The organism is Vibrio sp. DNB22_10_4, assembly GCF_052879755.1.
This window is the reverse complement of the sequence record NZ_JBNNXW010000010.1, coordinates 12,678-24,536: the sequence shown is the minus strand read 5'-3', so window position 1 is coordinate 24,536 and position 11,859 is coordinate 12,678. Positions and strand designations below refer to the sequence as shown.

The 11,859-nt window shown below is 46.5% G+C and carries 11 protein-coding genes; 9 read left to right on the top strand and 2 right to left on the bottom strand.

What is annotated here, in order from left to right:
- The first annotated feature begins 39 nt into the window (after positions 1-39).
- The 6 genes from ubiE (at position 40) to tatC (ending at position 4,650) form a co-directional block, all read left to right on the top strand.
- Positions 40-822 (top strand): bifunctional demethylmenaquinone methyltransferase/2-methoxy-6-polyprenyl-1,4-benzoquinol methylase UbiE, encoded by a 783-nt coding sequence (gene ubiE / locus ACVA6Q_RS18850; protein ID WP_353497385.1) that lies wholly within the window; start codon positions 40-42, stop codon positions 820-822.
- 10 nt (positions 823-832) lie between these two features.
- On the top strand, positions 833-1,468 hold the full coding sequence (locus ACVA6Q_RS18845; RefSeq protein ID WP_446648544.1) for a ubiquinone biosynthesis accessory factor UbiJ: 636 nt from the start codon (positions 833-835) through the stop codon (positions 1,466-1,468).
- On the top strand, positions 1,465-3,099 hold the full coding sequence (gene ubiB / locus ACVA6Q_RS18840; RefSeq protein ID WP_446648543.1) for a ubiquinone biosynthesis regulatory protein kinase UbiB: 1,635 nt from the start codon (positions 1,465-1,467) through the stop codon (positions 3,097-3,099). The genes ACVA6Q_RS18845 and ubiB overlap by 4 nt, the downstream gene beginning before the upstream one ends.
- Positions 3,100-3,154: 55 nt before the next feature.
- Positions 3,155-3,406: a Sec-independent protein translocase subunit TatA gene (tatA, locus tag ACVA6Q_RS18835; RefSeq protein ID WP_353497382.1), complete on the top strand. Its 252-nt coding sequence runs from the start codon at positions 3,155-3,157 to the stop codon at positions 3,404-3,406.
- A 3-nt stretch (positions 3,407-3,409) separates the two neighbouring features.
- A complete protein-coding gene (tatB, locus tag ACVA6Q_RS18830) occupies positions 3,410-3,814 on the top strand; it encodes a Sec-independent protein translocase protein TatB (protein WP_418641802.1) in 405 nt (134 codons plus the stop codon).
- A gap of 83 nt (positions 3,815-3,897) precedes the next feature.
- Entirely contained in the window at positions 3,898-4,650 is a 753-nt protein-coding gene (tatC, locus tag ACVA6Q_RS18825; RefSeq protein WP_353497381.1) for a twin-arginine translocase subunit TatC, read from the top strand.
- Between the two features lie 410 nt (positions 4,651-5,060).
- Here tatC and ACVA6Q_RS18820 read toward each other — a convergent pair whose 3' ends face one another.
- Positions 5,061-5,822 (bottom strand): TatD family hydrolase, encoded by a 762-nt coding sequence (locus tag ACVA6Q_RS18820; RefSeq protein WP_446648542.1) that lies wholly within the window; start codon positions 5,820-5,822, stop codon positions 5,061-5,063.
- A 132-nt stretch (positions 5,823-5,954) separates the two neighbouring features.
- Here ACVA6Q_RS18820 and hemB point away from each other — a divergent pair, with 132 nt between their 5' ends.
- The 3 genes from hemB to ACVA6Q_RS18805 all read left to right on the top strand — a co-directional run bounded on the left by hemB (position 5,955) and on the right by ACVA6Q_RS18805 (position 10,664).
- Complete coding sequence (gene hemB, locus ACVA6Q_RS18815; protein WP_353497379.1) at positions 5,955-6,977, top strand: porphobilinogen synthase; 1,023 nt, start codon at positions 5,955-5,957, stop codon at positions 6,975-6,977.
- A gap of 656 nt (positions 6,978-7,633) precedes the next feature.
- The gene (gene polA, locus ACVA6Q_RS18810) at positions 7,634-10,423 is read left to right on the top strand and encodes a DNA polymerase I (protein WP_446648541.1); all 2,790 of its coding nucleotides are present in this window, start codon (positions 7,634-7,636) and stop codon (positions 10,421-10,423) included.
- 193 nt (positions 10,424-10,616) lie between these two features.
- Complete coding sequence (locus ACVA6Q_RS18805; protein ID WP_438356636.1) at positions 10,617-10,664, top strand: hypothetical protein; 48 nt, start codon at positions 10,617-10,619, stop codon at positions 10,662-10,664.
- Positions 10,665-11,119: 455 nt separating this feature from the next.
- On the opposite strand, the gene yihA is transcribed toward ACVA6Q_RS18805, so the two are convergent.
- The gene (gene yihA / locus ACVA6Q_RS18800) at positions 11,120-11,788 is read right to left on the bottom strand and encodes a ribosome biogenesis GTP-binding protein YihA/YsxC (protein ID WP_353497377.1); all 669 of its coding nucleotides are present in this window, start codon (positions 11,786-11,788) and stop codon (positions 11,120-11,122) included.
- Positions 11,789-11,859 lie beyond the last annotated feature (71 nt).

The window sequence follows — 11,859 nt, the reverse complement described above, 5'->3', positions numbered from 1 at the left end:
GCGGCGACAGAGACGTAACGCTGCCCAAGAGGAAGAATAATGACGGAAAGTACTGTGCAATCGAATCAGCTAAATCAACAAGACGACACCACGCACTTCGGCTTTGAAACAGTCGCGAAACAAGAAAAAGTGACGCGCGTTGCGGAAGTGTTCCACTCGGTAGCGGCGAAATACGACATCATGAACGACCTAATGTCGGGCGGTGTCCACCGTTTATGGAAACGCTTCACTATTGATTGCAGTGGTGCAAGACCGGGTCAGCGCATTCTTGACCTAGGTGGCGGTACGGGTGATTTGACCGCAAAGTTCTCTCGTATTGTTGGTGACAAGGGCCATGTGGTACTTGCCGACATTAACAACTCAATGCTCAATGTCGGTCGCGATAAACTGCGTGATACTGGTATCGTTGGCAACGTGCACTACGTGCAAGCGAACGCCGAAGAGCTGCCATTCCCAGACAATTACTTCGACTGTATTACTATCAGTTTTTGCCTACGCAACGTAACCGACAAAGACAAAGCTCTGCGTTCGATGTTCCGCGTATTGAAGCCGGGCGGTCGTCTATTGGTGTTGGAGTTCTCTAAACCTATCGTTGAGCCACTGTCAAAAGTGTATGACGCGTACTCATTCCACTTGCTGCCAAAAATGGGCGAGTTGGTGGCGAATGATGCGGAAAGCTATCGCTATCTTGCGGAATCGATCCGCATGCACCCAGACCAAGATACTCTGGAAGGCATGATGCAAGAGGCAGGCTTTGAACACACCAAATACTACAACCTAACCGGTGGCATTGTAGCCCTGCACCGTGGATACAAATTCTAAGGATTGAGTCATGCCATTTGACCCATTAGTGACCGCGGTGGTGGAAACCACACTGAATACGCTGATCAACGATGACGATGCGCTGGTCAGTCGTGTCACTCGCCTTAAAGGCCAGGTGATTCAAGTTCACCTGCGTGAATTCAACAAATCACTGACCTTTGTGTTCAGTCATCAACTTGATGTGCTGGCTAATTATGAAGGTGAGTCAGATTGTTATCTGTCACTGAGCCTTTCTGTGCTGCCTGAGCTTAAAGATCAGGCCAACATCACCAAGCTTATTAAACAAGATAAACTGGAGCTGGAAGGCGATATTCAGTTAGCGCAAAAATTCTCAGCATTGCTGACCGACTGTAAACCGGATATCGAAGAGTGGTTGTCACGCGTAACCGGTGATGTGGTTGCGCATACTGCAGTACAAGGGGCTAAAAACCTGTTTGGTTTTATCGCTTCACACGCGTCAAAGCATCAAGACCATTTCGGCCAGGTGCTCACCGAAGAGTGGAAAATTGCCCCGCCACCGTTGGCGATTGCAGCCTTTTGCGATGATGTCGACGACGTACGCAGCCAAGCTGAGCGACTCAATGCTCGCCTTGATGCGCTGCTAGCAGCCGCTGGCAGTGACAATACCGACTCGGAGCGTGTATGACTCCGAGTGAAATAAAGCGCCTTTATCACATCATCAAGGTACAACTTGAGTATGGCCTTGATGAACTGATGCCAACGCATCAATTAACCAAAGCCCCTCTGCTGGTCAGACGTTCGCTGTTTTGGATGAAGAACAAGCATCCAGAAAAGCCGTTAGGTGAGCGCCTGCGTTTGGCGCTGCAAGAACTCGGTCCGGTGTGGATCAAATTTGGACAGATGATGTCGACGCGTCGCGATCTGTTCCCACCACACATCGCCGACCAACTGGCTCTGTTGCAAGACCAAGTCTCTCCGTTTGATGGTGAGCTGGCTAAGTCGCAAATGGAGTTGGCACTCGGTGGTCCGATTGAAAACTGGTTTGACGATTTTGATATCAAGCCACTGGCGTCTGCGTCTATTGCTCAGGTACATACCGCTAAGCTGAAATCGACCGGCCAAGAGGTCGTACTTAAAGTGATTCGTCCGGATATTCGTCCGGTGATCGATGCCGACCTAAAGCTCATGTATCGCATGGCACGCATCGTGTCGAGGGCGCTGCCCGATGCTCGTAGATTGAAGCCAGTCGAGGTAGTTCGTGAGTATGAAAAGACCTTGCTTGATGAGCTCGATCTGCGCCGAGAAGCGGCCAACGCGATTCAGCTGCGCCGCAATTTCGAAGGCAGCGAAGAGTTGTATGTGCCGGAAGTATTGCCAGATTTTAGCAGCGAAAGCTTGATGGTCTCTGAGCGCATCTATGGTATTCAGGTTTCTGATATCCCGACGCTAGAAGCAAATGGCACCAACATGAAGCTACTGGCGGAGCGTGGTGTGAGCGTTTTCTTCACCCAGGTGTTTCGCGATAGCTTCTTCCATGCCGACATGCACCCTGGCAACGTGTTTGTTAGTTATGACCACCCTGAAAACCCACTGTGGATTGGTCTTGACTGCGGTATTGTCGGCACACTCAATAGCGACGACAAGCGCTACCTAGCTGAGAACTTCCTAGCTTTCTTTAATCGAGACTATCGTAAAGTGGCTGAGCTTCATGTGGATTCTGGTTGGGTGCCACGCGATACCAATGTCGACGAGTTCGAGTTTGCGATTCGTATGGTGTGTGAGCCGATTTTTGCTAAGCCACTGTGCGAAATTTCCTTTGGTCATGTACTACTGAACCTCTTCAATACTGCTCGCCGCTTCAATATGGAAGTGCAGCCACAGCTGGTATTGTTGCAGAAGACTCTGCTCTATGTTGAGGGGCTCGGCAGACAGCTTTATCCGCAGCTAGACTTATGGGAGACGGCGAAGCCATTTCTCGAAAACTGGATGATGAATCAAGTTGGACCGCAGGCAGTTATTAACGGTATCAAAGATCGTGCGCCGTTTTGGGCAGAAAAATTGCCGGAACTTCCAGAGTTGCTGTACGATAGCCTGAAACAAGGTAAAGCTATGAATCAACGCATGGATACCTTGTACCAAGGATACCGTGAAACAAAACGGCAACATGGGACAGGTAAATTTTTGTTTGGCGTTGGTGCAACTTTAATCGTATGCTCCGCCATATTACTTGAAGGACCTTACGATCAGCTGTCAGTTGCATCTGGCGTTGCTGGTATCACATTTTGGTTGTTCAGTTGGCGTACTTACAGGCGTTAAGCGATAAACTCGTATTAAATCATTTGTTTGTTAATCAAGACCCGAGGTAGAAAGAATGGGCGGTATTAGTATTTGGCAACTTCTTATCATTGCAGTGATTGTGATTCTGCTATTTGGAACCAAGAAACTGCGTGGTATTGGCGGCGACTTAGGTGGTGCTGTAAAAGGCTTTAAGAAAGCCATGAGCGAAGATGAGCAAACGGCAAAGAAATCTGACGACAAAGATGCAGATTTTGAACCAAAGAACATTGAGCAACAGAAAACAGACGCTTCTACTGAAACAAAGAAAGATAAAGAGCAGGCATAATTCGTGTTTGATATCGGTTTTTGGGAACTGGTACTCATCTCTGTAGTTGGTTTGGTGGTTCTGGGGCCAGAGCGCCTACCAACGGCTATCCGAAGTGTTTCTCGTTTTATCAGCTCAGCAAAAGCGATGGCGAATAACGTCAAAGACGAGCTGTCGCATGAGCTTAAAGTTCAAGAGCTTCAAGAGAACCTGCGAAAAGCTGAGAAAATGGGCATGGAAGACCTCTCACCGGAACTGAAAAGTTCGGTAGAAGAATTGAAGCAGGCGGCAAAAGAAGTCACCCGACCTTACGCAAGTGATAAGGTGACAACTGCAGAACCTGATTCCCGTCCGCAAGAGACGGTGCAACCAGAGCCTGCTAAACCTGCCGAGAATGAGTCTCCAGAAAAAGATCTAAACAAGGGCTGAACATCAGCCCTTGTCTGTATATATGTCTCCCGTGGATGGGCCTTTAGTTTGCTCATCTTCACGGTATTTTATTCGAGGTTTTCATGTCTTCCGTCGAACAGACACAGCCTTTGATTAGCCATCTGTTAGAGCTTCGTAACCGACTGCTGCGTGCGATTGTCGCTGTGTTGGTGGTGTTCTTAGCCTTGGTTTATTTCTCTGGCAATATTTACGATTTCGTTTCTAAGCCTTTGGTAGAAAGATTACCAGAGGGGGCGACCATGATCGCTACCGACGTAGCGTCGCCATTCTTCACCCCGCTCAAACTTACTTTGATCGCATCGGTGTTTGTGGCCGTGCCTTATATTCTTTATCAGGTATGGGCTTTTGTCGCACCTGGCTTGTACAAGCATGAGAAAAAGCTGGTCATGCCATTGATGTTCTCGAGCTCGCTGCTGTTTTATTGCGGCGTTGCGTTTGCGTACTTTGTGGTATTTCCGCTGGTGTTTGGCTTTTTCACCGCGATATCGCTTGGCGGCGTAGAATTCGCGACCGATATCTCCAGCTATCTGGATTTTGTATTGGCGCTATTTTTGGCATTTGGTATTGCGTTTGAAGTACCTGTGGCCATTATTTTGTTGTGTTGGACAGGGGCGACGGATGTTGAAAGCTTGAAGCAAAAGCGTCCGTATATCGTAGTTGGAGCGTTTATCGTGGGGATGCTCCTCACTCCGCCGGATATGATTTCGCAAACTCTGCTAGCGATTCCTATGTGTTTGCTGTTTGAAGTGGGACTGTTCTTTGCACGCTTCTATACACGTAAGACAGATGACAGCGAAGAGGCTGAGCAAGAGTAAAGCTTGTGATGGATTGATGACATCATCTTAGATGTAAAAATAGCGGCCTAGGCCGCTATTTTTTTCTCTGCATTCTTTGTCGTGGCATTCTTTGTTGCAGTAATACTGGCTTCTTCATTCTGACAACTGAGCTTTGAGGTTAGCGGATTTTCAGAACGTAGCCGCAATTAGAGCATACATACACTTCTTTCACGCCCATTAGCTTTTGCCAAAATGTGCGATGCTGACGTTGTAATAGATTTCCATGTTGGCACATACTCCACCTCCGAGATAGAACTGCGTGATCTCTGCCACGCTTCCTTTGTCGGCAGTGGCATATAAAATTGATGCATATTCTACGTTAACTTGAGGTTGTCTTGTGTACACCAAACTCGATCTCCGTCACGGAATGAGTAATAAATTATGAAAAACTACAATGAAAACAGTGATTTTGCATTGTTTGTTGTTATCTGTGCCACTTTTTTACTACTCAATTCGGTGAGATCCGCTATGCGTTTTAGCACCAGTTCAGTATACGCAGGCTCATTGCGTTTTCCACGATGTGGCACTGGTGCTAGGTAAGGGCAGTCGGTTTCTAGAATCACTTTGCTCAAATCTAGCTCAGGAATCACTTTGTCCATGCCTGAATTTTTAAAGGTAGAGACACCACCTAGGCCAAGGTGAAAGCCAAGATCGTTAATGGCTTTCGCTTCTTCAATTGTGCCGCCGAAGCAGTGGAACACGCCGCGCAAGTCGCCGTTTTGCTCCGATCTAAGTAGAGCCAAAGTTTCTTCAATCGAATCTCGTGTATGGATCACTACAGGCAGATCCATCTCTTTGGCCCAATTCAACTGAGTGATGAAGGCATGCTCCTGCTCCTTGCGGTAGGTTTTATCCCAGTACAAGTCGATACCAATTTCACCTACAGCAATAAAGTTATGCTTGTCGAACCAAGAATGGATGGTGTCGAGCGTTTGATCGACATTAGCATCGACATAGCATGGATGCAGACCCATCATCGAGCGGCATACTTGAGGATAAGCCGCTTCGGTCGCCAGCATAGGCTCAATGGAGTCGAGGTCGATGTTGGGTAGCAAAATGTGCTCAATACCAGCATCTAGGGCGCGCTGCACCACTTCATCACGGTCTTGGTCGAATTCGGTGGCGTAAATATGGGCGTGTGTATCTATCATGGCTAACTAAATTTGGTGAGTAATAGCTTCAGTATATCGTTTGTGGTTTAGCATTTTCCAATTTTACTACTAGCATGAACATGCGAGAGTGATATGCTTGATTTTCGCATTTTTCCAGACAAGGAGAGAAAGGTGTCTGTATCGATTCAAGGTCAATTTCCAGCACGCCGTATGCGCCGTATGCGCAAACATGACTTTAGCCGACGTTTAATGGCAGAGAATAAGGTGTCGGTGGATGACTTGATCTACCCAATGTTCATTCTAATGGGCAAAAATCGCCGCGAAACAGTGGAGTCCATGCCTGGGGTTGAGCGTCTTTCTATTGATTTGATGCTAGAAGAAGCCGAATATCTAGCAAAACTGGGCGTACCTGCCATTGCGCTGTTCCCAGTAGTTAACCAAGATGCAAAAAGTCTCTGTGCGGCGGAAGCCTATAATCCAGAAGGCTTGGTGCAGCGCGCTGTGCGCTCACTAAAGGAAAATGTGCCACAAATGGGCGTAATCACAGACGTAGCGTTAGATCCGTTTACGACTCATGGTCAAGACGGCATTATCGACGAAGATGGTTATGTACAGAATGATGAAACTACTGATGTGCTCATCAAACAAGCCTTGTCCCATGCAGAAGCTGGCGCAGATGTCGTTGCGCCGTCGGATATGATGGATGGTCGTATTGGTCGTATTCGTGAAGCGCTAGAAGAAGCGGGTCATGTACATACACAGATCATGGCTTACTCTGCGAAATATGCATCAAACTACTATGGTCCATTCCGAGATGCTGTCGGTTCGGCCTCCAATCTTAAGGGCGGTGATAAGAAAAATTACCAGATGGATCCTGCCAACAGTGATGAAGCCTTGCATGAAGTTGCGATGGACATCAATGAAGGTGCGGATATGGTGATGGTCAAGCCAGGTATGCCATACCTAGACGTGGTGCGTCGTGTGAAAAGCGAGCTTCAGGTACCGACGTTTGCTTATCAAGTCTCTGGTGAGTATGCAATGCACAAAGCCGCGATTCAAAATGGTTGGCTAAAAGAGCGTGAAACGGTACTTGAATCACTGCTGTGCTTTAAGCGCGCCGGTGCGGATGGCATTCTGACTTACTTTGCCAAAGATGTGGCGGAGTGGTTGGCACAAGATAGCCAGCAAGATTAATAAACACCGCGACATTAGAAGCCGGCATTACGCCGGTTTTTTTGTGCTCAGAAATTAAATGATAAATATTCTCAATTAGTGGTTGACGCATTAAATGAGAATGATTACTATTAACTCGTCCTAAGGGAAAAGGTTAAACAACTAGCGACATGGCTCAGTTCACTTAATCGGTTCTTTTTTGACACGACATTGCTCACATTGCTTCCAGTGTATTTATAGCTTTTGGTTGGTTAGCCGTACTCGTTAAACGAGATAACCTCCTTAAATTATTGCTAGGCGACACCTTTGGTGTCGCTTTTTTTCTATCTACTCTTTGCAGATTAATTGCACACTCTGACTAGAATATAATCCTATCGCTGACATTAAACGCAAAATTAGGTTTTCCACATGGCATGATCCGAGAAGGATCATGGGAAGGGTGGGGGATCTGATATTTAATGCTTTAATTACAGTGGCTTATATTTGTTTTTTGATGACCTTGAATAACTTTATCATTTGTTAAAACAACTCTATAAACAGATTTATCCACAGGCTGAGGGGGGCGAGAGCGCAGTTTAATTTGGTAACTGTGTATATAGACAGTGAAAGAGCGTAGCATCGCGCTGCGAGTCATGGCATCCTTATAGATCACTACCAAAAATTTTGGACGACTAAACATGGCGCAAATACCAGACAACCCATTGATCCTTATCGATGGTTCTTCTTATCTCTATCGAGCATTTCATGCTTATCCAGAAACGATGAGCAATGGCGAAATCCCAACCAATGCGGTTTACGGTGTTGTTAACATGCTAAGAAGCATGATGCGTCAGTTTGCCTCTGATCGTATCGCGGTGGTGTTTGATGCCAAAGGCAAAACATTCCGTGATGATATGTACCCTGAGTACAAGGCAAACCGTCCACCTATGCCGGATGATCTTCGTTGCCAAATTGAACCTTTGCATAACGTGATTCGTGCTATGGGTCTACCGCTTATCTGTGTACCAGGCGTGGAAGCGGATGATGTCATTGGTACTTTGGCGCATCAAGCTTCACAAGCGAGTATGCCAGTATTGATCAGCACGGGCGATAAAGATATGGCTCAACTGGTTGATGACAACGTTACCCTTATCAACACCATGACCAATGTGGTGATGGACAGAGCAGGCGTAGTGGATAAGTTTGGTATTCCACCTGAGCTTATTATCGACTATCTGGCACTGATGGGCGATAAAGTGGATAACATCCCAGGTGTACCAGGCGTAGGTGACAAAACAGCAACAGCACTATTGCAAGGTATCGGCGGCATTAAAGACCTATACGATAGACTCGATGATATCGCCCCTCTTGGCTTTCGTGGTTCAAAAACCATGGCTAAGAAGCTTACCGAGAACAAAGAAAATGCATTACTTTCTTATGATCTGGCGACCATCAAACTGGATGTGGAACTCGATTGCACGCCTGAATCTCTGCTGAAAGAGACACCAAACGTTGATGAACTGACCAAGCTGTACGGCCAATTGACGTTTAAATCTTGGCTCAATGAGCTTCTTGAAGGCGGCACAGGTGAAGTGCAAGCGGTGGAGAGTGCAGCAAAACGTATTTCTAGCGATGATGATGCTCCAGCGATGGATACATCAGCAGTTAAAATTGACCGCAGCCAGTACGAAACCATCCTAACCGAAGAGCAGTTTGCCAATTGGTTAGAGAAGCTAAAAGCAGCTTCCGTGATTGCGTTCGATACTGAGACGGACAGCTTGGATTATATGGTGGCGAATCTTATCGGTCTGTCGTTTGCGACCGAAGAAGGCGTGGCCGCTTATCTGCCTGTTGCGCACGACTACATGGGCGCACCAGAGCAGCTTGACCGTGATTGGGTTCTTGAGCAATTGAAGCCATTGCTTGAAGACGACAACGTAGTGAAAGTTGGTCAAAACCTGAAGTATGACGCCAGTGTGATTGCACGCTATGGTATTGAGCTTAAGGGCATTAAATACGACACCATGCTTGCTTCTTACGTCTACAACAGCGTCGGCGGTAAGCACGATATGGACAGCTTGGCACTGCGCTTTTTGCAGCATAGCTGCATCTCATTCGAGCAAATTGCCGGTAAAGGCAAATCGAAACTGACTTTCAACCAAATCGAGATGGATCAGGCAGCACCATACGCGGCAGAAGATGCGGATGTGACTTTGCGTCTTCACCAGCGCATCAATGCAGAGCTTGAGAAAAACGAAGCACTGAATCGTGTCTATCAAGACATCGAAGTACCGTTGGTGCCTGTGTTATCTCGTATCGAGCGCACCGGTGTACTGATTGATGACATGCTTTTGGGCGCTCAATCTCAAGAGATCGCGGCGCGTCTTGATGAGCTGGAGCAGAAAGCCTATGAGATTGCTGGCGAAGAGTTTAACTTGAGCTCGCCTAAGCAGCTGCAAGCGATCTTCTTTGAGAAAATGGGCTTGCCGGTACTTAAGAAAACGCCATCAGGCGCACCTTCTACCAATGAAGAGGTGCTGCAAGAGTTGGCGTTGGATTACCCACTGCCTAAGTTGATTTTGGAGTATCGCGGCCTAGCTAAACTCAAGTCCACCTACACAGACAAGCTACCGAAGATGATCAACCCAGAAACGGGTCGAGTACACACGTCTTATCATCAGGCTGTCACTGCAACCGGTCGTTTGTCATCGACCGATCCAAACTTGCAGAATATTCCTATCCGTAACGATGAAGGCCGACGCATTCGTCAGGCGTTTGTGGCTCCGCATGGCTGGAAGATCCTTGCGGTGGATTACTCTCAGATTGAACTTCGTATCATGGCGCACTTGTCAGGTGATAAGGCGCTACTGGATGCGTTTAGACAAGGTAAAGATATCCACGCTGCCACAGCGGCGGAGATCATTGGTGTCGATATTGAGCAAGTCACCAGTGAACAGCGTCGCCGTGCCAAAGCGGTTAACTTCGGACTTATCTATGGCATGAGTGCGTTTGGTCTGTCTAAGCAGCTCGGTATTCCTCGTGGTGAGGCGCAGCAATATATGGATACTTACTTCGAGCGCTATCCTGGCGTGATGCAATACATGGAAGACACGCGTGCTTTAGCGAGTGAGAAAGGCTACGTTGAAACCATCTTTGGCCGCAGACTGCACTTACCTGAGATTAAGTCTCGTAATGGTATGCGTCGCAAAGCGGCGGAGCGTGCGGCAATCAACGCGCCAATGCAAGGTACTGCTGCGGACATCATTAAGAAAGCGATGTTGTTGGTGGATGAGTGGATCCAAGCCGAAGGTGATGGCAAGGTGAAACTACTGATGCAAGTGCACGATGAACTGGTCTTTGAAGTGGAATCGTCATCTTTAGGCGAAATTGAAAGTAAAGTACAAAAATTGATGGAATCTGCAGCAGAATTGGCTGTTCCACTTGTTGCTGACTCTGGTCACGGAGACAACTGGGATCAGGCTCATTAGTCATATTTTGAGCTAAATTATTAAATTAACATGAGCCAGCGCACAGTCGCTGGCTTTTTTTTGATGTTAAAAAAGTTCATGCATCTAAGCGACTTATGTCTATTAACAAAAACTTCATGAAAAAAAACTACAAAAATAGTTTCATTTCCTGATCACTTGTTGTACATTAGAACGCGTAGGGTACAGAGGTAAGATGTTCTATCTTTCAGACCTTTTGTTTCACGTTATTGGATTAGGCTGATTCAGCCGCCCCAGTCAGTATTTGACTGGGGCGTTTTTTCTTGTGGCAAAGAAAATTTTTTAGCGCCCTTCTTCTCACTTTTCTCTCTTCGTCATTACGACATTTGATTACCAAATTCTGTAATTAAACGACCTTCACACTTTGTATAATTCTCAACTAGAATCAAGCGTAGAAAAACAGCGAGTAACCAGGGTTTTACTATCTGAAATATAAGACTTTATTGGGTTGTGAGTATTGTGGGAATTGGGATGGTAAGAGAAGACTAGCTCACAGTTTGTATGGCTGGTGATTGCATTGTTTGAAAGCTTCATAGATGCTTGGAACAAACAATAATACTAAATCTTCTCTCTCCCATTGCCCTGCCAGGAAGGCGGGGCGTTTTGTTTCTGTAGAACGATGTTTTACTACCGAAAGATAGTTTTACCACTAAAAGATAGTTTTACCACCAAAGACAGTTAAGCGTCTTGCTCACCACCTTCTAAATCGTCAGATTGCTCAAGGTGTGCAAACGCTGGCGCAAACCAGGTGTCGAGTTTATTTCGTAATTGATCAACACCAATGCCTTTTAGTGACGAAAACGGATCGACTTGCACATCACCACCAAACGCCAGTGCTGCCTCACGTATCTTCAACACTTGTGCTTTGCGAGCACCACTTTTCAATTTGTCTGCTTTCGTCAGAAGAACCTGAACTGGAATACCAGACTCAACAGCCCATTCAATTAACTGCTGGTCAAGGTCTTTCATTGGGTGACGAATGTCCATCAGTACCACTAGGCCTTTCAGGCAACGACGTTTCTGCAAATATTCGCCTAGCGATTTTTGCCATTTCTTTTTCATCTCAAGAGGAACTTGAGCAAAGCCGTATCCAGGTAAGTCAACGATGTGACAACCTTCGTCTACCTTGAAAAGGTTAATCAATTGGGTACGGCCTGGTGTTTTACTGGTTTTCGCCAGCGCTCTTTGGTTAGTAAGGCGGTTCAGTGAACTGGATTTACCTGCATTGGAGCGTCCTGCAAACGCAATTTCGATCCCTTCATCCTCTGGCAAGTGACGAATATCGGGTGCACTTGTAATGAAATGCGTGTTTTGATAATGAATTTTTACGCTCACTGTTAACTCCATCTCGACTTTGTGTAGTCGATTGATTACTTTTTTGTGAAATTGTGTAAAATAACCGTGCTCGGCATATGGCC